The following is a 24,597-nucleotide window of genomic DNA, read 5'->3' as shown; positions in this document are numbered from 1 at the left end:
GCATTTGGGGGAGATGAAATGGCGTTACTAGAGTTGAAACAGTTAGGGAAGACGAACCAGTTACCGGAAATTGAGCTAAAGGTTGAAAAAGGACAATGTATTGTTTTGCAATGCAATAATCATACAGCTAAAGTGTTACACCGCATTATTATTGGTGAAGAAGAAGCTTCGACTGGCAATGTACTGTTTGAAGGAGAAGTGATTGGAAAGAAAAATTATTCCCGCATCGGTTTTTGTTTTTTGAAAGATGAGGCATATGATCGTTTGAAGGTGAAGGAATACTTTAAGTTTTTAATAGGGCTTTATGAATCAAAGATAAGTATAGAAGAAGTTGTGCAGTCTGTTGGCCTCCTAGATAAGCTAAACGTTAAAATAGAAAAACTATCATTTTCAGAGAAACGTCGTCTTCATATTGGACGAATGATGATTCATAACCCGGATTTAATCATTTTGGAAGAGCCAGAGCAAAATGTAGATATAGAGAGTACGGTTATTATTCGAAAAGCAATTATGAAAATGAAAGAACAAGGAAAGGCAATTTTTATTACGTCATCATTTTTATCGGATGCCCTTTCGTTAACAGAGGATGTATACATATTAAACAACGATTGTGTGAAAAAGATAGAAATTGAGCAAGAGGAAGTGGAAGAAGTCGGTGAAGAAAAAGTCATTCAAATGATTCCGCAAATGAAGTTAGAAAGAATACCTGCGAAAGTGAACGATAAAATCATTTTACTTGATCCGATGGAAATCCATTTCATTGAAACGCAAAACGGGGTGACACATATTCACGTTCGTGAAGGTGATTTCGTATGTGCATTAACATTAAGCGAACTAGAAGCAAGGTTAACAGGTTTTGGTTTCTTTAGATGTCACCGCTCGTATCTTGTGAATTTACAAAGAGTACGAGAAGTGATTACATGGACTCGTAACAGTTTCAGTTTAATTTTGGATGACGAAAGAAAAAGTTCAATCCCGCTTTCAAAAGGACGCATGGATGAATTAAAAGGCGTGATTGGGCTATAAAAAAGTGTTCCAATAAGCTCAACATGCGATTCATTCACCGGTAAAAATACTCCTTTTACCGGTATTTTACTGCGTAATCCCTTTGTTTTTCATATGATTGAGTCAAGAAAAGCGAAACAAACGAACGAAAAGCGCTAAAGCGACTTTCATCTATAAAGAAGAAAAACAAAGGGGATGAAGAAATGACATTGGCAATTGAAATGAAAGATGTAATGAAAAGTTTCAGTGGAAAAACGGCACTTCGAAATGTAAATATTGAGGTGAAGCAAGGAGAGATATTCGGATTCCTCGGACCGAGTGGATCTGGTAAGACGACAACAGTAAAAATTTTAACTTCTCAATTGCTTCATAGTGTTGGAACGGTAAGAGTATTAGGGAAAGATATTACAGGACCAAGTAGCATCGATTACAAACGAATTGGTATTTTAACAGATAACAGCGGCTTATATGAAAGACTTAGCATTTATGATAACTTACTATTATTTTGTGACTTATACGATTGCAAAAAAGAACGAATCGATGAAGTACTAACACAAGTAAATTTATTAGATGATAAAAAAACACCAGTAAAGAAATTATCAAAGGGAATGAAGCAACGCGTCACACTAGCGAGAGCAATCCTTCATAAACCAGATATCCTCTTCTTAGATGAACCAACATCTGCACTTGATCCAGTAAACGTACAAAACATTCATAAAATCTTAAAAGACTTAAATGAAGAAGGAACGACGATTTTCTTAACGACGCACAACATGGATGAAGCAGAAACGCTTTGTAACCGTATTGCCTTCCTTTGTGGCGGAGAAATTGTAGCACTCGATACGCCAGAGAACCTGCGCTTACAATACGCTAAGGATCAAATAGAGGTCGTATTAAAAGGTAAACGAAAAGAAGTAGTGCAAAAAGATGAATTAGGCGCAAATCGTATTTCAGAATGGATGAAAAAGGGCGAACTGTTATCTATTCATTCACACGAACCAACGCTAGGCGATATCTTTATTGAAGTTACTGGGAGGGGATTATAATGACATTTTCAATGAGACGTGTATCAGCTATTTTTAGAAAAGAAATACAAGATTTTAAGACAAATTCACAAGTGTTGTTAATGGCATTTTTACCAATTATACTTTCATTTTTGTTTAGCAGATTTGGAGTGGGAAAGGAAATGTTAGGTATTACTACTATAACGGCCTTCCTATTTGTCGCAGGCTTTGTTCAATCTATGGTAATTGCAGAAGAAAAAGAAAAACATACATTGCGTGTATTAATGCTATCACCGGCATCTTCGGTTGAAGTTCTACTTGGAAAGAGTTTATTAACATCGGGTCTGACGATGGTCATTTGTATTGCAAATTTATTCATTTTAGATCAGTTAAATATTAACCTTCCATTGGTAGGATTGATATTCTTATGCGGAACTATTTTGTTTATCGTACTTGGAACAATGATCGGATTACTTGCATCTTCTGTACCACAAACATCAATAATTGGAATGCCGATATTAATGACGATGTATTTGGCTGTACAGTTTGAGCCAATGGTTGAAAATAAAGTAATTAAGACGATGATTGGATATCTTCCAACATCTCATATTGTGAAAGCACTTAAAAGCTTAGTAGGTGGGGCGGCATTTAGTAGTATTAGTGGGCATGTATTAAATGTTGCAGTTTGGCTTATTATATCGCTCGTTGTATGTTTAATCGTATATAAAAAGAAACAATTAGACTAAAAACTGAGCCGAAACGCTCAGTTTTTTCTTTTTTCTATCATTTCCTCGGAAATTTTACAGTTCTTATACATATTTTTACAGATTTTGTCGAAAAGTAATTAGTTATACGTTGTATAGGATACGTGAATATTGTTCAAAATGATTGCTGAGGTGATGATGGAATGCGAGGAAGAAATAATAAAAAGTCGCAAAAGGTAGTACATTTATTTCAAAAAAGATGGGTGTTTCCGGCACTATACATTGCTTGTGCAGCGGTAATCTTAATGGTTGCGCTATGGTTCCAAGGAGCTAATCCGAAGAAGACTCCAAACCACGATCAAGCAACACCGTATACACAATCGGAAGATCCAGCAGTACCAGTAACGAAATCTTCAGAAGTAGTGAAAATGCCAGCTGCCGCGAATGCGGAAGTAGTCGTACAAAAGAAATTCTATGAAGATGCAGCAACTGAGGCGGAACAAGAAAAAGCACTTGTCTTTTATAACAACACATATTCCCCGAACAAAGGAATTGACATTGCTGCGAAGAATGGAAAAGAATTCAATGTTGCTGCTGCTTTAAGTGGTACAGTAACGAAAGCTGAAAAAGATTCACTTCTTGGTTATGTTGTAACAGTTGATAGTGGAAATGGTGTAGCGGTATCTTATCAAAGCTTAGGCAGTGTGAAAGTAGAAAAAGGTGCAAGAGTTGCACAAGGTGAAGTATTAGGAACATCCGGTCTAAGTGCAATGAATAAAGAGGCAGGCTCTCACGTTCACTTTGAAGTACGTAAAGACAATGTGGCTGTGAACCCTGAACGTTACTTAAATAAATCAGTAACAGAAATTAAAGCTGATGCAGGTGCTGCAAAGGCTACGAATGCTTCTGGTAAAAAAGCTGATGACAAATCTCAAAAAGAAGAGAAGTCAACGAGCACGAAACCAGAAAGTAAAACAGAAGACAAGTCTCAAAAAGAAGAGAAATCAACAAGCGGTTCAACTAGTGACAAAAAAGAAGAACCGAAGAAAGAAGAAAAATCAACAAATGGTTCTACAGAATCATCTAACGATTCTTCTTCACAAGAATAAGAAAGTGAAAAAATCAGTTCCCACTATGAACTGCACCCCAATTGTTAGACACCGTCTAACAATTGGAGGTGCAGTTTTTTATGACTAAATTTAATTCAGAACAGAAAATAAATGCTGTAATACGTTATCAAAATGGAAATGAAAGTATATGGGATATTGCGAAATCATTTGGTGCGAATTATGAAGTCGTTCGGATGTGGGTAAAGCAATTTGAATCTCACGGAATACATGCATTTAAAAAAGGCTATACATCCTATTCCATGGAGTATAAACTAGACGTACTTAATTATATGAATGAGAATGGGACGTCTCCAAATGAAACAGCCGTTATTTTTAATATTTCTTCACCTGCACTTATTAGAAAATGGCGCACTCAATTACGTACAAAAGGAATAGACGCCCTTGCATCAAAGAAGAAGGGGCGTCTATCCATGACTAAAAAAAATCCAAAATCAATCCAAAATCAAACACCAGCTGAAGGATCAGTTGAGGAGCTACAAGCTGAGTTAGAGCGTTTACGTATGGAGAATGCTTATTTAAAAAAGTTGAATGCCTTAGTTCAAAACAAAGAAAAATCACCAAACAAGACAAATCACAAGTAGTCTATGAACTGAGGAACGATTTTTCGGTGAAAGCACTTCTGAAATTAGCAGAGATCCCACGCAGCACGTACTATTACTGGGTAAAAAACTTCAATCGCTCAGATAAAGATAGAGAATTAAAAAACTTAATTCAAACGATTTATGACGAGCACGAAGGTCGCTATGGATACCGTCGTATTCGTGATGAATTGACGAATCAAGGACACAAAGTCAACCATAAAAAAGTTCAACGAATCATGAAAGAGCTAGGTTTGAAGAGCCTAGTTCGTATGAAAAAATATCGCTCTTATAAAGGGAAAGTAGGTAAGATTGCGCCAAATATTTTAGACCGCAACTTTATAGCTGAAAAGCCTAACGAAAAGTGGATTACAGACATAACAGAATTTAAATTATTCGGCGAGAAGCTCTATCTATCACCGATGTTAGATTTATTTAATGGGGAGATTATTGCTTATACAATCGGTTCAAAACCAACCTATTCACTTGTTTCGAAAATGTTAGAGAAGCCCTTTCAACGATTAACAAAAGAAGATGAACTCTTGATTCACTCGGATCAAGGTTGGCAGTATCAAATGAAGAAGTATCGTCATGCCCTACAAGAACATAAAATTACTCAAAGTATGTCTCGCAAAGGGAACTGTTACGATAATGCGGTTATTGAAAGTTTCTTTGGTATTATGAAATCTGAATTTCTTTATCTCAAAGATTTTGAGAGTATAGAACACTTTAAACAAGAATTTGAAAAATATATCGATTATTATAATCACAAACGAATTAAAGCAAAATTAAAGGGCGTGAGTCCAGTACAATACCGAATTCACGCCCTAACAGCCGCTTAATGAAATAACGTGTCTAACTTTATGGGGTCAGTTCACTAGGGGAGCTGATTTTTTTATTTTTATATAAAAATACTCAATTTCGAGAAAAAAGTTGCAAAAACAAGGAAAAATGACGAGATTCTCGAATATATATTACAAAAGGGAGGGGATACTGTGTCATTTTTATTTGTTCTGTCGACTGCTATTATTTTATTGTTTGTTTTATTCACCTTATATTATTATATTGCCGGTAAGAAAGAGGTTCCCCACCATCAATTATTAGAAGAAGAGTTTGAAAGAGAAGAATGACGCCTTACATATAAGGTGTCATTTTTTTTCGCCAAAATAGTCACTGTTAACGTATTTCTCACAAAAAAACGTAATTTTTCTTAACTTAGTCCGCAAAAATAGTGAACATGTAGCATATATCAGTAGTGCGGGCAATACAATGGTATAAACCAAAGCAAAGAGAGTGTTTGAGGTGAGAAATCGTGAATCATTTCATTATAAATCCAAGAATGTTTAACGCTTACAAACAGCACTCACACTTACTTCTTAGTCGTATGCAGCGAGGCTCATTTCACCCTTCTCACATCCAAATTAGGGAGGCGAGTGGTGTGCACGATTACATCAAAGAGAGAACTATCAAGATTGGTAAGTATATCGTGGAGACAAGAAAGACAGTGCGTGTCATTGCAAAGGAATTTGGGGTATCAAAGAGTACAGTCCATAAAGATTTAACAGAACGTCTACCAGAAATTAATCCAGAGCTCGCAAATGAAGTGAAAGAAATTCTTGATTATCATAAGTCTATTCGTCATTTAAGAGGTGGAGAAGCAACAAAGCAAAAGTATAGAAAAGAAGATGTAGAGAAGCCCGTACGTCAATAATGTTACAATAGCAAACATTCCGTTCACATTCGGTAATATTTTTCAGAAGAATTCTTTTTGCGAATATTACGTTTCTGTTAAATTTATGATAAAATCAGAAATTAGGTGAAAAGAATTCGGGTGTAACCTGATTTTGAATATCGAGGAGGAAAAAACGGGAATGTTTGCGCGAGATATCGGAATTGACCTAGGTACGGCTAACGTATTAATTCATGTTAAAGGTAAGGGTATTGTATTAAATGAGCCATCTGTTGTGGCAATTGATCGTAATAGTGGTAAAGTATTAGCAGTAGGTGAAGAAGCGAGAAGTATGGTGGGACGTACACCGGGTAATATTGTAGCAATTCGTCCACTTAAAGATGGTGTAATCGCAGACTTCGAAATTACAGAAGCAATGTTAAAGTATTTCATTAACAAATTGGACGTAAAGAGCTTCTTTTCAAAACCTCGTATTTTAATTTGTTGTCCAACAAATATTACATCAGTAGAACAAAAAGCAATTCGTGAAGCTGCTGAACGTTCAGGTGGTAAAACAGTATTTTTAGAAGAAGAACCAAAGGTAGCCGCAGTTGGTGCTGGTATGGAAATCTTCCAACCAAGCGGTAACATGGTTGTTGATATTGGTGGAGGTACAACAGATATCGCTGTACTATCTATGGGTGATATTGTTACCTCTTCCTCTATCAAAATGGCTGGCGATAAGTTTGATATGGAGATCTTAAACTATATTAAACGTAAGTATAAGCTATTAATCGGAGAACGTACTTCAGAAGATATTAAAATTAAAGTTGGTACAGTATTCCCAGGTGCACGTAGCGAAGAGCTTGAAATTCGCGGACGTGACATGGTAACAGGCTTACCACGTACAATTACAGTATGCTCTGAAGAAATTACAGAAGCATTAAAAGAAAATGCAGCTGTTATTGTACAAGCTGCAAAAGGCGTATTAGAGCGCACACCACCAGAATTATCTGCAGATATCATCGACCGCGGTGTTATTCTAACAGGCGGTGGAGCTTTACTACACGGTATCGACATGCTTTTAGCAGAAGAACTAAAAGTACCAGTATTAATTGCTGAAAACCCAATGCACTGCGTTGCGGTTGGTACAGGTATTATGTTAGAGAATATCGATAGATTACCAAAGCGTGCTTTGAGATAATTTGAAAGAACTAAGGCTGACGCCTTAGTTCTTTTTTTTCGTTTTTATATTTTTTTATTTTGATTTTTTGCGAAAATGGAAGGAAAATAGAGAAATGTGAAGGAAACAGGTAAAATATTCATATATATGGTTAAATTTAATATTTCCTTAATTGAAAACGTTTATAATATAATGAGTCGAATACGACATTAAGGCAAATAATGTTTCAATACATATTGCCTTTCCCTAATTTGGGCATACACTCCTTTCCACCTCCGTGTCAGTTGCAAAAATGTGCAACTATTTTAATGGAATAGAGTGTGTGCATTTTTTTTTAGGAAGTTGTACTAAATATAAAATGTTACTTTGTAATGACAAACAATAAACAAAATGGGATAATAGCAATATGTCCAAGTGGTAAGACCAATATTACAAAAGGGGCGATTGTTACATGCTAAATATAGAACAAATTAAAGAAATCATTCCTCACCGCTATCCATTTTTACTTGTTGATAAAATATTAGAAGTAGATGAAGGTAAAAGAGCGGTTGGGATTAAAAATGTATCCGCAAACGAAGAATTCTTTAACGGACACTTCCCTGACTATGCAGTTATGCCTGGTGTACTTATTGTAGAAGCATTAGCACAAGTCGGAGCAGTTGCAGTATTAAAGAAAGAAGAAAATCGCGGAAGACTTGCTTTCTTTGCAGGTATCGACAATTGCCGTTTCAAAAAACAAGTACGACCAGGTGATCAGCTTCGTCTAGAAGTAGAAATGACACGCGTACGCGGCCCAATTGGAAAAGGAAAAGCAATCGCAACAGTAGATGGTGAAGTTGCATGTGAGGCAGAAATTACATTTGCGATTGGTGATAAAAAAGAATAGATAGTACTAAAAAATCTCCTTGTGAAAAGACAAGGGGATTTTTTATTTAATGCTATATAACGATGAAAAGATAATATACAAACTAATCAGAAAATTGCTTGTAAATAGATGGTAATTACCATATACTTACTTTATTGTTTATCTAGAAAACAGGATAAGTGATAAAGGTAATAAAGAAATAAGGGCATTGTCATATTGTTAAGGTACTTAAATAAGACAAAGTAGAATGTTATTGATTATGATGAAATGTGGGGAACTCAGCAAGAATATTAATTAGACGTATGAAATCGAGCATAAGAGAGAGAAAAGGGAAATGTCGCATTTCACAAAAGGAGATTATGAATATGTTCGGGAGAAAGAAAAGAAAACCATTACGACAATTAATTACACATAAAGAGCCTAAATCGCGTATTACAGAACAATACCGTAACATTCGTACAAACATTGAGTTTACATCTGTAGATAACCATGTTCGTTCTATTATTGTTACTTCAGCAGATCCAGGTGATGGGAAAACAACAACAATCTCAAACTTAGCAGTTGTTTTCGGACAACAAGGAAAGAAAGTTTTATTAATTGGAGCTGACTTGCGTAAGCCAACGATACAAAACTTATTTGCCATTCATAGTTCAAATGGGTTAACGAACTTATTATCAGGACAAGCAAAACTTATGCAATGCATTCAAAAAACAGATATAGAGAACGTATACTTAATGGCAGCAGGTCCAATCCCGCCAAACCCAGCAGAACTATTAGGGAGCCGGGCAATGGACGAGGCGTTGCTAGAAACATATAACATGTTTGATATTATATTAATTGACACACCACCTGTCCTTGCGGTTACAGATGCACAAATTCTTGCGAATAAATGTGATGGAATCGTACTCGTTGTACGCAGCGAAAAGACGGAAAAAGATAAAATCGTAAAAGCAAAACAAATATTAGATAAAGCATCAGGCAAACTACTTGGAGTCGTTTTAAACGATAAAAGAGAAGAAAAAGAGCAGTATGGTTATTACTAAAATATGAAAAAGCCAACAAAAATTTTGTTGGCTTTTTTGTTTTCTGAAAATTATTTAGCAAGTTATACAGTGTAAAAAGCATGATATGATAAAATTTTTGGGAAATCATTGGAATGTGTTGTCATATTTAAGATTATTTTGTAAGATTAAACTTGTTTCTTGTGAACAAATATAGAACTGAATTATTAAAAATAAAAAATGTAAGATTTATATGTTATAATTTTTCCTATGTGTAAATTTTAGAAAGTTGGAGGAACTTATGGAAGAAACAATTAGTCTAAAAGAGTTATTTCATATCTTAAAAAAACGTTTAGCAATGATCCTCGTAATCGCATTTGGTGCAGCTATAGTAAGTGCTATCATTAGCTTCTTCTTTATGACACCAATCTATCAATCTTCGACGCAAATTCTTGTTAATCAGAAGAAGCAAGAGGGATCGATGTTTCAAGCTGGTGAAGTTCAAACGAATATTCAATTAACGAATACATATAAGGTTATTATTAAAAGCCCAGTAATCTTAGAACAAGTGAATGAAAAATTAAATTTAAATATGACAGCGCAAGAGTTAACGAAAAAAGTTAATGTTGCGAATGAAAAGGATTCACAAGTAATCGCTGTAACAGCTGAGGATAAAGATCCTAAAATAGCTCGTGATATTGCGAATGCAACTGCAGATGTGTTTAAAGGTGAAGTTGCAAAAATTATGAATGTTGATAACGTAACAGTAATATCTAAAGCAGAAGTTGCAGAAAATCAATCTCCGATTAAACCAGCGCCAATGCTTAATGTAGCAATTGCTTTCATTGTTGGTTTAATGGCTTCAGTTGGCCTTGCATTCTTACTAGAATACTTAGATAATACGGTGAAAAAAGAAGAAGATGTAGAAACCTTACTTGGCTTACCAGTGTTAGGAATTGTAGCTCGTATGGATGAAGAAACAATGAACGTGAAATCACACGCTCCATCATCAAGAAAAGTGAGGGGACAAACAATTGGCTCTTAATTTATTTAAAAAGAAAAAGAATCATCGTCAACGCCGTCAATTAATTGCTCATCAACAACCGAAATCACCGATTTCAGAACAATATCGTAATATTCGAACGAATATTGAATTTGCAGCTGTTGATACGAATTTACATTCATTAATGGTCACGTCTGCAAACCCAAGTGAAGGGAAAACGACAACGACAGCGAATATGGCAGTTGTGTTTGCTCAACAAGGAAAAAAAGTATTATTAATTGATGCAGATATGCGTAAACCAGCAATGCATCAAATGTTCCAAGTAGATAACATTTTTGGACTTACGAATGTACTAACACATAGTGAACGTTTAGAAAAATGTGTACAGACGACATCTGTAGATAATCTACACTTTTTAGCTTGTGGCCCAATCCCACCAAATCCAGCAGAATTATTAGGTTCAAGATCAATGAAAGAACTTCTTGGACAAGCATACAGCATGTACGATTTAGTTATTTTTGATATGCCTCCAATTTTAGCTGTTACCGATGCACAAATCATGGCAAATGTATGTGATGCTTCTGTTCTTGTTGTTCGTAGTGAATCAACAGAGAAAGAAACAGCAGTAAAAGCAAAAGGGTTATTGGAGTCTGCAAAAGGTAAATTGTTAGGTGTTGTTTTAAATGACCGTGAACGTGAAAACGGCTTATATTATTATTATGGCGCAAACTAATTAAAAGGATGAGATATGTTTCAACCATATCTCCTTTTTTCCCTTGAATATGAGATGTCTCATATTCAAGGGAAAAAAGACTGATAGGAGAAAGGAAGGTTGAAAGAATGATTGATTTACATTGTCACATTTTACATGGTATCGATGACGGTGCACAAACAGTAACAGATAGTTTAGCAATGGCACAACAAGCCGTATCAGAAGGAATACATACAATTGTCGCAACGCCGCACCATCAAAATGGCAAATATGTAAATGAACGTACCTCAATTATTCATCACGTAAAACAACTAAATGATGAACTACAACAACATAATATCCCACTTACCATTTTACCGGGGCAGGAGATTAGGTTATATGGTGATTTATTAGAAGACTATGAAGCTGGTAAAATCGTTACTTTAAACGAAACCAATAAATATATATTCATTGAATTCCCATCTAATCACGTACCGCGTTATGCGGAACACCTATTATATGAATTGCGTGTTAAGGGAATGATTCCAATTATTGTTCATCCGGAACGTAATGCCGAGTTAATCGAGCGGCCAGATAAGTTATATAACCTTGTAAATAAAGGTGCACTGACGCAAGTAACGGCAGGTAGTTTATTAGGGAAATTCGGTAAAAAAATCAAAAAGTTTTCACTTCAACTTGTAGAACACAACTTAACACATATGGTTGCTTCAGATGCACATAACATAACGTCAAGAGGATTTCATTTAGCGGAAAGCTATGAATTAATTGAGAAAGAATTCGGAATGAATGTTATGAGTGATTTGAAAGAAAATCCGTACTTATTAATTAGCGGGAAGGCAATTTACAAAGAAGATCCAGAACAAATTCGTCGTAAAAAATTGTTCGGTATTTTTTAAATAAATAATTGGTGATGTCTCCTAACCGTTATCAACGGGGGCACTCGGTCGTGCTGTGGGTAGAAATTTTATTTCATGCCTACCTTAGACGCTTGTCGTCGGGAGTATGGCGTGAGGATGGGTTAGATGCCCATAATTTATTTGTAATAGAAACTCTACCTATGGAGTTATAAAAATGACTCTATAGGTAGGGTTTTTGTTATTGTTACATACAAATAAATAGATTTATAGGGGGAGTATAATTGAAAAAAGTAAGAAAAGCGATTATCCCAGCTGCTGGTCTTGGGACAAGATTTTTACCAGCAACAAAGGCAATGCCGAAAGAAATGCTACCTATCGTCGATAAACCGACAATTCAATACATAATAGAAGAAGCGATTGAATCAGGAATTGAAGACATTATTATTGTTACTGGAAAAGGAAAACGTGCCATTGAAGATCATTTCGATCACTCTTTCGAATTAGAACAAAGCCTTTTAGAAAAAGGGAAGTATGAAATGCTTGAAAAAGTACAAGCTTCTTCAAAAATTAACATTCATTACATAAGACAGAAAGAACCAAAAGGTTTAGGGCATGCTGTATGGTGTGCACGTAAATTTATTGGAAATGAGCCATTTGCGGTATTACTTGGTGATGATATAGTACAAGCTGATACACCATGTTTACGTCAATTAATGGATCAATATGAAGGTACACAATCATCCGTTATTGGTGTACAAACAGTGCCAGAAAATGAAACACATCGTTACGGTATTATCGATCCAGTTGAACAAAATGAACGTCGTTATCAGGTGCGTCAATTTGTAGAAAAGCCAGTTCAAGGAACAGCGCCATCTAATTTGGCAATTATGGGACGTTACATATTAACACCAGAAATCTTTATGTTCCTAGAGAATCAGCAGACAGGTGCAGGTGGCGAAATTCAATTAACAGATGCGATTCAACGTTTAAATGAAATTCAGCGTGTATTTGCTTATGATTTTGAGGGAACTCGTTATGATGTTGGTGAGAAGTTTGGGTTTATTAAAACGACAATTGAGATGGCGTTACAACATAAAGAATTAAAAGATGAATTATTGGAGTATATGACTGAACTTATAAAAATAGAAAATATACATGTGTAAAGGTGAGGTGAAAAGGTTGGAAGAAAGAGGATTAATACATAAATCTGTGGAGAAAGAAATAAGTGTAGTGAAAAAAACATCAATTTTACATGCATTTTTTAAAAGGACACTGGATATTATAGGTGCTATTGTGGGTTTGATAGTATTTTCTCCATTTTTTATTATAATTCCTATCCTTTACATGCGTGGGGATGCGAAAGGACCAGTTTTCTTTAAACAATCCAGAATTGGTAAAGATGGTAAAGTATTTGGTATTTATAAATTTCGTTCTATGGTAGTTAATGCAGAAGAGAAATTAGAAAAAAATGAAGTTTTATATAAGAAATATGTAGATAATAACTATAAGCTTGAGCCAGAGGAAGATCCACGTATTACAAATATAGGGCGCTTTTTACGAAGAACAAGTTTAGATGAACTACCACAGTTTATCAATGTCCTTAAAGGTGATATGAGTTTAGTTGGTCCAAGACCAGTAATTCAGGAGGAATTAAAAGAATACGGCTCTAAAACTTCAGACTTTTTATCTGTGAGTCCTGGTTTAACAGGTTATTGGCAAGTGAGTGGTAGAAGTGATGTAGGATACCCAGAAAGGGTGGATATAGAATTATATTATGTATACAATCAATCTTTAAAATTAGATATTATTATCTTATTTAAAACAGTTTTATTGGTCGTATTACGTAAGGGTGCTTATTAAACATAATAATCACGTTTTTGAGATTATTCATAAATAGATTCCTTGAGAGAGTTATAGCTTGTTCTATCTGAGGGATCTATTTATTTTTTTATGTCAAATTTTAAGAAAGCTGAATAATATTAGATATATCATTATAAATATTAAATCTGATACATTTAATGGAATTAAGAGGTAATGTAAAATATGAACGGAAAATATTTTCTTATAGGTCCTTATCCTCCTCCATTGGGGGGCGTGAGTATATATATATATAGGTATAGTAAATTTTTAGAAAAACAAGGTGAAGAAGTAGAATTTATCGATTTTGATAAAATGGGGCGTTTAGAAAAGTTTAAATTTTTAATGCGTTATTGTTTAATATCACCACAAAAGCATACTTTCCACCTTAATGAATTTAATACATTAACTATGATCGCTTTATTGTTACGGCCATTTCAATGTAGGATTATTTTACAAAATCATTCTATAAGAATTTTAGATACTTTTCGTAATATAAAAAAAATAATGACTAAATTATTTATAAAAAAAGTAGATTATTGTGTGTTGGTTGGAGAACATTTAAAAGATGGATATAGAAAGAATAACATACAACTACCAAAACGAGTCGTGGTAAAATCACCCTTTATACCACCTCCATTAGAGGATGAAGAACATATTTTATCGACGTATAGTGAAGAGGTTATAAGTTTTTTAAATAACCACGAACAAATATTAATAGGCAATGCCTCAAAGATTACATTTTATAAGAATATAGATTTGTATGGAATTGATATGTGTATAGAAGTAATAAGAATTTTAAAAAACAAGTATCCCAAAATAGGATTGATTTTTGCTTTGGCAGAAATAGGCGATGAAGAGTACTTCAAAAGTATTTTAGAAAAAATTAAAGAATATAAAATAGAGGGAAATATATTATTTCTTACAGGACAAAAAGAATTATGGCCTCTATTTAAAAAATCAGATATAATGATTCGACCAACTTATAGTGATGCTTACGGTATAAGTATTGAAGAAGCAATTTACTTTAATTGTAGAGCTATTGCAAGTAATGTTTGCAATCGACCAGAGGGTACGATATTGTTCGAAAATCGAAATATAAATGATTTGGTATGTAATATTGAAAAGTGTATTGAAGATATGGATTTTAAGGAGAAATCATTATGATGCAGCCATTAGCAAAGCTGAAAGGGAAAATCCATAATAATATAATTCAACTAAGAAAAAAAGGTTTTTTTAGTTTATTATTAACAAAATTTTTAGTACAGTTTGTTGGGTTTGGAAGTGTTATTTTAGTTGCAAAATTTATTTCTCCTGAAAGTATGGCACAGATAAAAAGTTTGCAGACTTATTTAATACTAGCTGTTCTAATAGGTACTTTTGGACTCGATACGGCAATATTGAAATATTGTTCGGAACCTAGGGAGGACAGCGAAAAAAATTATCTCCTCTCATATGCGATTCGGAAAAGTATAATTTTTTGTGTGATTTCTGTAATATTATTTAACTTGTTTTTAATTTTTTCTCCGAAATACTCTGTATTTCAGTGGGGTGTATATACACTGTGTATTCCAATGCTTACTATGACAAATCTTTTGATGAATTATTTGTTAGCCCTGAAAAGGGTAAAAAGAATGGCTGTTATACAATCAATAATAAAAATTCAAAATGCAATATTTATTATTATAGGTACGTGGTTTTTCGGTATTAAAGGATTTATAATCGCAACAGTTCTAGGTTTAATAGTAGGATTATTTCCGCTGTTTAAAGAAGTAAATTCCATAAAAGTGACTTATAATATGTCTGAGAAAATACCGTTTACATTTTGGAATGTTGCATTTTTTAGTTTTTTGGCGAATTTTACTAACAGTATAGGGAATTATACAGATATTATTATTATGGATAGTTTTATTACAAATCGAGTTGAGATGGGATACTATGCAATAGCAACTATATTTTTGTTAGGGGCAACGCAAGTTACCGCTACTTTACAGAATATCTATACACCTTATCTGACTGAAAGTAATAAAGATATTAGTAAGTTAAAACAGATGACTTTTAATATACAAAAAAAGACTTTAGTAGTGAGTATTTTTGTAGGGATTACAGTTTATTTAGGGGCAAAAATATTTGTTCCTATTTTTTATGGGAACTCTTATATAAATACTGTTACATATACTGGAATATTAATGATTAAATACGTAATATATTCATCCTATGCAATTGTAGCAATTATGTTAATTGCCCTAGGAAGAATGAAAGAGAATTTTTTAGTAAACCTTATTTCTGTTCCCATCATTTTGTTAATTAATTATTTTATTGGAAACCATTTTTCTATCATTGGAATAGCATGGGCGCAAGTATTTAATGCTCTATTGGTATTGGTTATACAATATGCTTTTGTTTTTATAGTGATAAAGAAAGAGAGAAGATACGTTTAAGTTGTTTCTAGAAAAAATAGAGAGTTTTTATAGTAAAGAGGCAGGTGATAGCATATTGAACTATTTCAAAAAAATAGAAGGGTTGTCTGTAAAAGAAGTCCTAGAGAAAGCGAAAAGAAAAGTAGTTTATAAATCGTCAAGAAAGGCTGAATGTTGGAAAGATAGTATAGCTTCTAGTTACTCAAAAGAATTTTTTAATTATGAACTAGAGGAGATTTTATCAAAAACCTTGGAATATGAATTTGACAAAAATGAAGTGTTACAAATTAGGGATTTAACTTCACTGTATATGAACCATTATTTTGATTTATTAGGATCAGGTTGGTTAAATGTTAAATATAACATGAAGTGCCGGGGATTGGAAAAATATCAGTATACTTCAAAGAAAATTGAAGTTGATAAGAATAGTGATTGGATAAAAAACTTAATTAATAAAGGAAACCAAAATTATAGTGAGTATGTTAGGAGTCATATATCTAGTAGTTATGTACCTATAGATTGGCGAATTGATTTTAAATCGGGGTATACGTGGGACTCAAAAAAACATTATTCAGAGTTGGCTCTTAATACAGTACCAGGGATTGATGTGAAAGTTCCTTGGGAACTTTCTAGAATGCAACATTTAATTCAATTTGTTTGGGCCTATATGCTAGCAGGTAAAGGAAACAAAGAATTTGAAAATCCTAAAGTATATGAAAGAGAATTTCAAGATGAAATTCTTGATTTTATATCTGCAAATCCTCCTAAATTTGGAGTGAATTGGACATGTACTATGGACGTTGCAATTCGAGCCGCTAATTGGATTTTAGTTTATGATTTATTTAAAGTACAGGGGGTAGAATTTAATAAGGAATTTAAAAAAATATTTGTACTTTCTATATATGATCATGGGAAATTTATTTTTAACCATCTAGAACGTAATAAAGGTGTAAGAAATAATCATTATTTATCTAATATTGTAGGATTATTCTTTATTTCTGCATACCTTCCTGTTACAAAAGAGGTATCGACATGGTTAAACTTTTCATTCCAAGAATTAATTCAAGAGATGAGCTTCCAATTTTATGAAGAAGGTTCAAACTTTGAAAATTCTACTACTTATCATCGCTTATCTGGCGAACTTATGCTTTATGCAACAGCGGTAGCTCTAGCGTTGCCTAGAGAGAAAATAAAGATATTACATAGTTATAAATTGCAAGATCATATTGGGGTTTGTAAAAAACTAGGTTTTGAAATTGATCCGGATAAATTTTGGGATTTTCATAGCGGGAAAGTATTTCCTGAATGGTACATGGAGAGATTAGAAAAAATGGCTGAATTTACAGTTGATATTACTAAGCCTAACGGAGAAGTTGCGCAGTTTGGTGATAATGATAGTGGGAGATTCTTTAAGACACAGCCAACGTATAATTTATTAACAGTTGAGGAGGCTAAGCAAAAATATTTAAATTTAAGTACTTATAATGAATTAAGTGATACAGAAAAGTACTGGGATGAAGACTTTTTAGAACACCGCTCTTTAGTCGCGGGAATTAACGCTTTATTTAAAAAGAAGAAATTTTTTAGCTTTGTAAATAAACCTTCTATAGAACATACATTAATTAAAAATATAGTGAAAAATAACATTAAACGATATGAAGAATCTATTTCACAGAATTTAAAATATAATGTGTTAGAAGTTTCCATAAATGAGCACGAGAAAAATGAAATAAATAAATTAGAGCAACAAGAAAAATTTGTTCAATATATTTTTAATTCTAAATCAAATTTAGTTGAAGGTTTAAAAAAGATAGCATATCCTGAATTTGGTATGTATATCTTTAAATCTCAAGATTTTTATTTAGCTATTAGGTGCGGGAAATTAGGTACTAATGGAAAAGGAAGTCATGATCATAATGATCAGCTCAGCATTGAATTAGTAATTGATGGGGAAGATATTATAAAAGATCCTGGAACATACTTATACACCCCAATACCAGAGAAAAGAAATTTATTTAGGTCAACAAAAGCACATTTTACAATTCAATTAGGTGATATAGAACAAAATAACTTTTATGATGGATTGAGTGGCTTATTTAACTTAGAGCATAATACAAATAGTCAGTGCCTGGAATTTAAAAATAATAGTTTTATAGGGTGCCATAGTGGTTATGGTCAGAAAGTGTACAGGAAAATAGTGATATCTGACAAACAGATAGTGATAACCGATTTTGGAACGAGTATTGTTAATCAAGAATTCATTTACTATTCAAACGGCTATGGGCGGATTATGGAAAATAAATAAAGAGCATTTAAAATTAACATTTATAGGGCATAACCCTAGTGGATTAATGGGCTAGGGAGAAAAATATTATGTTATATGATGTATATTAAATGAATTTTAGAAGGGATTTATTACAAGAATATGAAGAGAGTAATGGTAATTAGTTATTGGTATTATCCGGAAAATGTGGCCCGTGCTTTCCATGTGAAGGGTATTGTATCTTCTTTGATACAAGAGGGTTATCATGTTGAGTTAATAATTCCTAGAAATAATATGTATCAAGAAATCGATGCTAGAGAATCAGATAATATAACTGTACATCAAGTGAAACCGGGCATTTTACTTCATAAAGAAAAAAATAGATGGGATGTGAATAAAAATATACTAAATAATTCCCAAAGTAATTTCCTTATTAAAGGTTTGAAAAAACTGTATGATGTACTTGTTTGGCCAGATCGAACAGTTGAGTGGGCAATAAATGCATACCGTTATGTGAAAAAAAATAAACTGCATATTAATAGTGAAGCTATGGTGACTGTTGGATTGCCGGTTTCTACTCATATTACAGGACATCTATTAAAAAAAGATGCTTCACATTTAAAGTGGATAGCTGATTACGGAGATCCATTCTCTTATAATCCAGATCGAGAAATAAGAAAATATGATAAGTTTTTGGAATCAAAGATACTTAAGAATGTCGATTCCATAGTAATCCCAACAGAAAATGCGGTAGATTGCTATACTAATTTAGGTGTCAATAGGTCGGAAATTCATGTTATTCCTCAATTATTTGAAGAACAACAAGGTGAAAGTAGCTATAAGATAGATAAGGAAAAATTTAATATAATGTATGCAGGATCTTTTTATAGAGGGATTAGAAGTCCAGTGGAGTTTATCCATGGTCTAGTATTAGCTAGTAAAAAGAATCCAAAGCTACATTTTCATTATTTTGGAAATGTCAATGCGCTAGAGGAATTTTTAGAGATGGAAGGGCTTGATATAAAAACAATTCCCATTACAGTCAACACCTTTAAAGATAGAAGTGAAATTATTAGTATTATGAAGAATATGGATTTATTAATTAATTTAAATAATAAAAGTACAAGTCAAATACCTAGTAAAATTATTGATTACTTGTACGCAGATACGAGAATTTTGAATGTAGGATCAAATTTAACTGAGCTATTTGATAATGTTGATAATGAAAAAGAAAAAATCGCAAAAAAATTAGTGGAGATCAGTAAAGCCCCATCTAATTTTGATTACTCTGAATTGAAGAGGTTTTATAGTTATAATGTTAATTCAAGTAAATATAATAGTATTCTTCAAAAGGGAAATTCTTGATTTATGAAGAATTTATCAATTTTATATAAGGTGTTTGAGAAAATATGAATGTAAAAATCAATAATTTATTACTAGTGTATGTAGCAGTATTAGTTTTGGCGATTTTTGTAAGCGGCGTGGCGCAGAATATAACAATAATTTTTAGTTTATTAGTGTTGAATATACTGGTATACAGACGTTTGAAATTGAATAAACCAATAATTTGTTTATTAGGGATAATGTTGACGATTATATTTGTAATTATAGTATATATTCAATACTATAATGCCATCAACTTAGGCTTTAGCGATGGGAATTTATTTGGGAAAATCGGGGAGAATTATTATGCTGATACAAAAAATTATTATGATGAATCCCAACAACTTGTACAGATACTTTTTAGTCAGAACTTTAAATATTGGTTAACAGGTGATTTTCCTCATTTTGGATTTTATGGCCCGTATAATGCCTATAATATACTTAATGCTGTCTTAATTAGTATATTTGGACCTAACCTTTTAACTTTGATATTATTAAAATTAAAAGTAAGTATTTTAGGTTATTACGTATTATATAAGATAGTAATTAAATACTTAAATGATAAATGGGCTATTTTCTCAATAATGTTATATGAATTATACCCAGCCAATTTACTTGTCGTATCCACTCTTTCTAGAGACAATATAAACTCTTTTTTAGTGATACTAGTATGTTATTACTGTATATATTTTGTTGGAAATAACTTTGAAAATAAAGTAAAGTATACTATTAAAATTTTAATTACATTAATATTTCTGTTTTTATTTAGGGCATATGCCGCTCCTATTACTATTATTTCGTTGAGTTGTGCGTATTTTTTCTCAAAAAAGCAGCCTGTTAAAAATTATTTATTGGTAGCTATGTTGATGGTTGTTGTAGTTATAGGATGCTATGTTTATGGATTCGAAAATGTACAAAATAAATTTACACTAAATGATGGAACTCAGCCATGGATAGCAGAGCGTTCTAAAGGATGGAACTTAGTTATATATAGTGTACTGTATAGCTTTTTGGGACAAACAACAATTTTAAATAATTATGATTTATCTGCGTTTTCTGAGTTTTTGAATCTATCTTCTTTTTATTATCAAAATTTCATTTTGATGTTCAGCTCTGTAGGTATAATTATTCTTATGATTATTAGAAAAAAACAAAAGGATACTTGGATTTGGCTGTTATGCTTTATAATGCCTATTTTGTTTATCCTTTTAATTACAAGTGTATATGGACTTCCAATACCTAGATTATATAATATGTGGATATGGTTAAATTGCTTGTTAATAGGAATCATAATCAACAGATTTAGGGAGAAGTTATTGTTCTTAGGCTTAGTTAGTTTTAGTCTTATTGTTATGTTGATAGTTTTTTTGGTTAAATAATCTATACGTTAAATACAATTAAAGCATTTGTTTATATAAAAATTTAAAATGCTCAAACATAGATAATTATTACATGTGTTTTATATAATGATTATCTATGTTTTTTATTATTATACGAAGTATGAATTGGAGAGGTCTTATGTCAGAAATAGCGTTATTAATTCCTGTATATAACGATCAGGTTGGTTTAAATCAAACCTTAGAATCTTTATTAAAGGAAACAAAAGAGAAAGTAGATGTAGTAGTTGTTGATGACGGTAGTAAGGAACCAATCTATGTTCCTGAGACTGTGGGGATTCACCATATTATTTTTATAAAATCCGAAGTCAATAAAGGAATTGAGCATGTCTTAAATTTAGGATTAAAGTATATTTGTGATAATGGCTATACATTTGTTGCCAGGATAGATGCAGGAGATACAATTGAACCTAATCGATTTTATAAACAGAAACAATATATGTTAGATAATCCAAATTATATGTTGATAGGATCGAACGTAAGGCATACAGATATGGATGGTAAAGAAGTGTTTATAGAGCGTGTGCCGCTTTCAACAGAAGAGATAAAAAAGAAGATGCATATTAATAGTTGTTTCCCACACCCATCTGTTATGTTTAGAACAGTGATTATTGAGGATATTGGTGTATATCATACGGATTTTCCGGCAGCAGAAGATTACGAATTTTTCTTTAGGATAATGAATAAGTATGAGGTTTCAAATTTAGATGAAGTTCTCATTTGTAAAGAAATTAATCCTAATAGTATCTCATTAAGTAGGCGAAAGAGACAGTTATATAGCAGAATTAAAATTCAAAAAAAATATTTTAACCCCCTAGTTTTAGAAAGTTATATGGGATTAGTAAAATCTTTTATCTTGCTAATAGCTCCTAATAAACTAATTATTGGTATTAAGTCTTTACTAAGTAGATCTTCTAACTAATGATAAAAGGGGTCATGAGCAATGAAAAAGGTTGTTTTTATATGTGAGGCGTTAGGTGGAGGAGTTAGGAGACATTTAGTGGACATACTCTCCAATCTAGATTTAGATGAATATGAGGTACATGTTGTACATGGTACTCAGCGGGTAGATGATGTATTTCTATCGGCAAAAAATAAGCTTATGAAAAAAGGGCTTTATTTTTATGAAGTCACAGAAATGGTAAGGGAATTATCAATTAAGAATGACATAAGAGCTACAAAATCAATTATAAAAATACTAAGAGAAATTAGGCCACAAATTGTTCATTGTCATAGCTCTAAAGCAGGTGCAATAGGCAGGATAGCGGCAAAAATATGTGGGATAAAAAGGGTATACTATACACCACATGCATATGTATTTCAAAACCCAAATTTATCCCTAAAGAAAAAATTTGCATATAAAAATATTGAAAAACTATTAGGCTTCTTAACAACAAAAGTTCTTCATGTTTCAAAAGGTGAAGAAACATTTGCCTTGGAGCATAAAGTCATTTCGTTAAATAAGTCAATGGTAGTATATAATGGTATTTCATTTCCCGCTATAGATAGTAAATTTCCTTTAAAAGATTGTGAAGAGAAATTGATAGTAGGAACGATTGCGAGAATGGATTATCAAAAAAATCCATGGTTATTTATTCGTATAGCTGAACAGGTAATTAGGGAAAATCAAAACGTTGAGTTTGTGTATATTGGGGACGGAGAGTATTTTAAAGAAGTTTTCGATTATGTTCAAAAAAATAATTTAGATAAATTTATTAAATTAAAAGGATTTCATTCGAATCCAGATATAGAATTAAATCGCTTTGATATATTCCTATCTACCTCCTTATATGAAGGTATGCCTTACTCATTAATAGAGGCGTTATCATATAAAAAACCTATTATTGCGACGGATGTTGTAGGTAATAATGAAATAGTGCTTGATAATTATAATGGTTATCTTTTTGATAAAGATAATGCTGAAGAGGGAACACAAAAAATATTAGAAATTATAAAAGATCCTATATTATATGACAAGCTATCTAAAAATAGTCTTAGGACATTTGAAGAAACCTTTACAATTGAAAAAATGCTATCTTCAATAGAAGAGTTATATTCCAAATGAAAAAATTATAGGTAGTGCAATGAGTCTTTATAATTAAAGAATTAATCATCATTAATACGTAATAATAGGATTTGATTAATTGAAAGAATAATAAAGTATAGTATTTTTATATGAAATGTTCTAGTAAGTATAAGTTTGTATGATTTTATATTTATTATAATTTTAATATATGAGCTAAATAATAAAAAGATAAGGATTGGTGAAAATGAATAAGAAAGTTTGTGTAGTAGGTTTAGGTTACATTGGTTTACCAACTTCAGCTATTTTTGCAAAAGCGGGATATGATGTTATAGGGGTAGATGTAAACCCTGTTGCAATTGAAATGATTAATCAAGGTAAAGTTCATATTGAAGAGGTTGGATTAGGAGAATTAGTTAAAGATGTAGTAGAAAAGGGGAAATTGAGCGCTAGTGTAGAACCAACCAAAGCCGATGTGTTTATTATTGCTGTTCCTACACCACACAATGCTGATCATACTGCAAATTTAGACTATGTCGTAGAAGCTACTAAGTCTATTTTACCATTCTTACAGAAGGAAAGTATTGTAATTGTAGAATCTACGATTCCACCAAGAACTATTGATGATATAGTGGCTCCAATTATTGAGGAACAGGGATGGAAAGTAGGGGAAGAAATTTACCTTGCACATTGTCCGGAACGTGTGTTACCTGGACGTATTTTAATTGAATTAGTAGAGAATACAAGAATAGTTGGTGGGATTAATAAAAAATCTACGCAAAAAGCAGCCGAAGTTTACGGTTGTTTTGTAAAAGGAGAAATCCTTGAAACTACTGCTGTAACAGCAGAAATGTCTAAGCTTATGGAAAACACATTCCGCGATGTAAATATTGCATTAGCAAATGAATTAGCAAAAATCTCTGAAAAACTTGGCGTAAATGCTTTAGAAGTTATTAAATTAGCTAACCATCATCCTCGAGTAAATTTACATCTTCCAGGACCAGGGGTTGGAGGACATTGTTTAGCAGTGGACCCGTATTTTATTATTGAAAAGGCACCCGAAGAGTCTCAATTAATTTCTAATGCGCGCTTTATAAATAATTCTATGCCTGTATTTGTTGTAGAACAATTAGCAAAAATTATTCCAGATAAAAATGCAAAAGTTGCAGTTTTAGGAATTACATATAAAGGTAATATCGATGATGTCAGAGAAAGTCCAGCTATGACAATTGTAGATTTACTTAAAGAACAGGGTTATGAAGTTGCTGTACATGATCCTCATGTTCATGAAAATCAGGTCCATTTTAATTTATATAGTCTAGAGAATGCTGTAAAAAATGCAGAATGTATTTTAGTACTAACAGACCATAATGAGTTTAAAAAAATAGATGAACAAGTCATTATTGATAACGCAAGAAAGGCTATTATATTTGATACACGTAATTGTATGAATATAAGCAGTAAACAAATTTCTTATTACAATTTTAATAATCTATATGAACTAAGAAGTTTAGCAAGCATAAGAGTATAATGAACTAATTGC

At 32.4% G+C, this 24,597-nt stretch carries 23 protein-coding genes; all 23 read left to right on the top strand.

Annotation, left to right across the window (positions count from 1 at the left end):
• Nucleotides 1-18 precede the first annotated feature (18 nt).
• The 23 genes from C3Y97_RS26630 (at nucleotide 19) to C3Y97_RS26520 (ending at nucleotide 24,585) form a co-directional block, all read left to right on the top strand.
• A complete protein-coding gene (locus C3Y97_RS26630) occupies nucleotides 19-1,026 on the top strand; it encodes a LytTR family transcriptional regulator DNA-binding domain-containing protein (protein WP_102956681.1) in 1,008 nt (335 codons plus the stop codon).
• Nucleotides 1,027-1,208: 182 nt separating this feature from the next.
• The gene (locus C3Y97_RS26625; RefSeq protein WP_000170866.1) at nucleotides 1,209-2,051 is read left to right on the top strand and encodes an ABC transporter ATP-binding protein; all 843 of its coding nucleotides are present in this window, start codon (nucleotides 1,209-1,211) and stop codon (nucleotides 2,049-2,051) included.
• Nucleotides 2,051-2,755: an ABC transporter permease gene (locus tag C3Y97_RS26620; RefSeq protein ID WP_136363710.1), complete on the top strand. Its 705-nt coding sequence runs from the start codon at nucleotides 2,051-2,053 to the stop codon at nucleotides 2,753-2,755. Before C3Y97_RS26625 ends, C3Y97_RS26620 begins: the two co-directional genes overlap by 1 nt.
• A gap of 161 nt (nucleotides 2,756-2,916) precedes the next feature.
• Entirely contained in the window at nucleotides 2,917-3,822 is a 906-nt protein-coding gene (gene spoIIQ / locus C3Y97_RS26615; protein WP_001214926.1) for a stage II sporulation protein SpoIIQ, read from the top strand.
• Between the two features lie 80 nt (nucleotides 3,823-3,902).
• Nucleotides 3,903-5,263, top strand: a protein-coding gene (locus tag C3Y97_RS26610; protein ID WP_136363709.1) for an IS3 family transposase whose coding sequence is annotated in 2 segments (ribosomal slippage) — nucleotides 3,903-4,359 and nucleotides 4,359-5,263 — 1,362 coding nt in all. Because the reading frame shifts where the segments join, the coding sequence is not laid out codon by codon here.
• A 153-nt stretch (nucleotides 5,264-5,416) separates the two neighbouring features.
• Nucleotides 5,417-5,551: a hypothetical protein gene (locus C3Y97_RS26605; protein WP_000008901.1), complete on the top strand. Its 135-nt coding sequence runs from the start codon at nucleotides 5,417-5,419 to the stop codon at nucleotides 5,549-5,551.
• 308 nt (nucleotides 5,552-5,859) lie between these two features.
• Nucleotides 5,860-6,132, top strand: coding sequence for a sporulation transcriptional regulator SpoIIID (spoIIID, locus tag C3Y97_RS26600; RefSeq protein WP_000544012.1), 273 nt, complete (start codon nucleotides 5,860-5,862; stop codon nucleotides 6,130-6,132).
• Nucleotides 6,133-6,292: 160 nt separating this feature from the next.
• On the top strand, nucleotides 6,293-7,294 hold the full coding sequence (mreB, locus tag C3Y97_RS26595; RefSeq protein ID WP_000457978.1) for a rod shape-determining protein: 1,002 nt from the start codon (nucleotides 6,293-6,295) through the stop codon (nucleotides 7,292-7,294).
• A 430-nt stretch (nucleotides 7,295-7,724) separates the two neighbouring features.
• Nucleotides 7,725-8,159 (top strand): 3-hydroxyacyl-ACP dehydratase FabZ, encoded by a 435-nt coding sequence (gene fabZ / locus C3Y97_RS26590; RefSeq protein WP_000931959.1) that lies wholly within the window; start codon nucleotides 7,725-7,727, stop codon nucleotides 8,157-8,159.
• A gap of 344 nt (nucleotides 8,160-8,503) precedes the next feature.
• The gene (locus tag C3Y97_RS26585; RefSeq protein ID WP_136363708.1) at nucleotides 8,504-9,181 is read left to right on the top strand and encodes a CpsD/CapB family tyrosine-protein kinase; all 678 of its coding nucleotides are present in this window, start codon (nucleotides 8,504-8,506) and stop codon (nucleotides 9,179-9,181) included.
• Between the two features lie 259 nt (nucleotides 9,182-9,440).
• A complete protein-coding gene (locus C3Y97_RS26580) occupies nucleotides 9,441-10,184 on the top strand; it encodes a YveK family protein (RefSeq protein ID WP_000393157.1) in 744 nt (247 codons plus the stop codon).
• Nucleotides 10,174-10,875, top strand: a complete 702-nt coding sequence (locus tag C3Y97_RS26575; RefSeq protein ID WP_001207171.1) for a CpsD/CapB family tyrosine-protein kinase — start codon at nucleotides 10,174-10,176, stop codon at nucleotides 10,873-10,875. The genes C3Y97_RS26580 and C3Y97_RS26575 overlap by 11 nt, the downstream gene beginning before the upstream one ends.
• Before the next feature lie 107 nt (nucleotides 10,876-10,982).
• Nucleotides 10,983-11,750 (top strand): tyrosine-protein phosphatase, encoded by a 768-nt coding sequence (locus C3Y97_RS26570; protein ID WP_000566189.1) that lies wholly within the window; start codon nucleotides 10,983-10,985, stop codon nucleotides 11,748-11,750.
• A 242-nt stretch (nucleotides 11,751-11,992) separates the two neighbouring features.
• Entirely contained in the window at nucleotides 11,993-12,874 is an 882-nt protein-coding gene (gene bpsC / locus C3Y97_RS26565) for a UTP--glucose-1-phosphate uridylyltransferase BpsC (protein ID WP_000757786.1), read from the top strand.
• A 16-nt stretch (nucleotides 12,875-12,890) separates the two neighbouring features.
• Nucleotides 12,891-13,571 carry a sugar transferase gene (locus tag C3Y97_RS26560; RefSeq protein ID WP_000392624.1) on the top strand — a complete coding sequence of 227 codons (681 nt, stop codon included), beginning with the start codon at nucleotides 12,891-12,893 and terminating at the stop codon, nucleotides 13,569-13,571.
• 183 nt (nucleotides 13,572-13,754) lie between these two features.
• On the top strand, nucleotides 13,755-14,735 hold the full coding sequence (locus C3Y97_RS26555; RefSeq protein ID WP_102956678.1) for a glycosyltransferase family 4 protein: 981 nt from the start codon (nucleotides 13,755-13,757) through the stop codon (nucleotides 14,733-14,735).
• Nucleotides 14,732-16,009, top strand: coding sequence for a lipopolysaccharide biosynthesis protein (locus C3Y97_RS26550; RefSeq protein ID WP_000983542.1), 1,278 nt, complete (start codon nucleotides 14,732-14,734; stop codon nucleotides 16,007-16,009). Before C3Y97_RS26555 ends, C3Y97_RS26550 begins: the two co-directional genes overlap by 4 nt.
• A gap of 1 nt (nucleotide 16,010) precedes the next feature.
• The gene (locus C3Y97_RS26545) at nucleotides 16,011-18,293 is read left to right on the top strand and encodes an alginate lyase family protein (RefSeq protein ID WP_136363707.1); all 2,283 of its coding nucleotides are present in this window, start codon (nucleotides 16,011-16,013) and stop codon (nucleotides 18,291-18,293) included.
• A gap of 120 nt (nucleotides 18,294-18,413) precedes the next feature.
• Entirely contained in the window at nucleotides 18,414-19,616 is a 1,203-nt protein-coding gene (locus C3Y97_RS26540) for a glycosyltransferase family protein (protein ID WP_000832603.1), read from the top strand.
• A gap of 44 nt (nucleotides 19,617-19,660) precedes the next feature.
• Nucleotides 19,661-21,013, top strand: coding sequence for a glycosyltransferase family 39 protein (locus C3Y97_RS26535; RefSeq protein WP_001101150.1), 1,353 nt, complete (start codon nucleotides 19,661-19,663; stop codon nucleotides 21,011-21,013).
• A 139-nt stretch (nucleotides 21,014-21,152) separates the two neighbouring features.
• The gene (locus C3Y97_RS26530; protein ID WP_001289317.1) at nucleotides 21,153-21,953 is read left to right on the top strand and encodes a glycosyltransferase; all 801 of its coding nucleotides are present in this window, start codon (nucleotides 21,153-21,155) and stop codon (nucleotides 21,951-21,953) included.
• A gap of 21 nt (nucleotides 21,954-21,974) precedes the next feature.
• A complete protein-coding gene (locus C3Y97_RS26525) occupies nucleotides 21,975-23,096 on the top strand; it encodes a glycosyltransferase family 4 protein (RefSeq protein ID WP_136363706.1) in 1,122 nt (373 codons plus the stop codon).
• 205 nt (nucleotides 23,097-23,301) lie between these two features.
• Nucleotides 23,302-24,585 carry a nucleotide sugar dehydrogenase gene (locus tag C3Y97_RS26520; RefSeq protein WP_136363705.1) on the top strand — a complete coding sequence of 428 codons (1,284 nt, stop codon included), beginning with the start codon at nucleotides 23,302-23,304 and terminating at the stop codon, nucleotides 24,583-24,585.
• Nucleotides 24,586-24,597 lie beyond the last annotated feature (12 nt).

Source organism: Bacillus sp. DU-106, assembly GCF_004799705.1.
In the GTDB taxonomy this organism is placed as follows: domain Bacteria; phylum Bacillota; class Bacilli; order Bacillales; family Bacillaceae_G; genus Bacillus_A; species Bacillus_A cereus.
This window is presented reverse-complemented; position numbering and strand designations above follow the sequence as displayed.

What these genes read in the sequence shown, in the direction of transcription:
- C3Y97_RS26630 (WP_102956681.1), top strand. Translation starts at nt 19, where the DNA reads ATGGCGTTACTAGAGTTGAAACAGTTAGGGAAGACGAACCAGTTACCG.
- C3Y97_RS26625 (WP_000170866.1), top strand. Translation starts at nt 1,209, where the DNA reads ATGACATTGGCAATTGAAATGAAAGATGTAATGAAAAGTTTCAGTGGA.
- C3Y97_RS26620 (WP_136363710.1), top strand. Translation starts at nt 2,051, where the DNA reads ATGACATTTTCAATGAGACGTGTATCAGCTATTTTTAGAAAAGAAATA.
- spoIIQ (WP_001214926.1), top strand. Translation starts at nt 2,917, where the DNA reads ATGCGAGGAAGAAATAATAAAAAGTCGCAAAAGGTAGTACATTTATTT.
- mreB (WP_000457978.1), top strand. Translation starts at nt 6,293, where the DNA reads ATGTTTGCGCGAGATATCGGAATTGACCTAGGTACGGCTAACGTATTA.
- fabZ (WP_000931959.1), top strand. Translation starts at nt 7,725, where the DNA reads ATGCTAAATATAGAACAAATTAAAGAAATCATTCCTCACCGCTATCCA.
- C3Y97_RS26585 (WP_136363708.1), top strand. Translation starts at nt 8,504, where the DNA reads ATGTTCGGGAGAAAGAAAAGAAAACCATTACGACAATTAATTACACAT.
- C3Y97_RS26580 (WP_000393157.1), top strand. Translation starts at nt 9,441, where the DNA reads ATGGAAGAAACAATTAGTCTAAAAGAGTTATTTCATATCTTAAAAAAA.
- C3Y97_RS26570 (WP_000566189.1), top strand. Translation starts at nt 10,983, where the DNA reads ATGATTGATTTACATTGTCACATTTTACATGGTATCGATGACGGTGCA.
- C3Y97_RS26555 (WP_102956678.1), top strand. Translation starts at nt 13,755, where the DNA reads ATGAACGGAAAATATTTTCTTATAGGTCCTTATCCTCCTCCATTGGGG.
- C3Y97_RS26550 (WP_000983542.1), top strand. Translation starts at nt 14,732, where the DNA reads ATGATGCAGCCATTAGCAAAGCTGAAAGGGAAAATCCATAATAATATA.
- C3Y97_RS26540 (WP_000832603.1), top strand. Translation starts at nt 18,414, where the DNA reads ATGAAGAGAGTAATGGTAATTAGTTATTGGTATTATCCGGAAAATGTG.
- C3Y97_RS26535 (WP_001101150.1), top strand. Translation starts at nt 19,661, where the DNA reads ATGAATGTAAAAATCAATAATTTATTACTAGTGTATGTAGCAGTATTA.
- C3Y97_RS26530 (WP_001289317.1), top strand. Translation starts at nt 21,153, where the DNA reads ATGTCAGAAATAGCGTTATTAATTCCTGTATATAACGATCAGGTTGGT.
- C3Y97_RS26525 (WP_136363706.1), top strand. Translation starts at nt 21,975, where the DNA reads ATGAAAAAGGTTGTTTTTATATGTGAGGCGTTAGGTGGAGGAGTTAGG.
- C3Y97_RS26520 (WP_136363705.1), top strand. Translation starts at nt 23,302, where the DNA reads ATGAATAAGAAAGTTTGTGTAGTAGGTTTAGGTTACATTGGTTTACCA.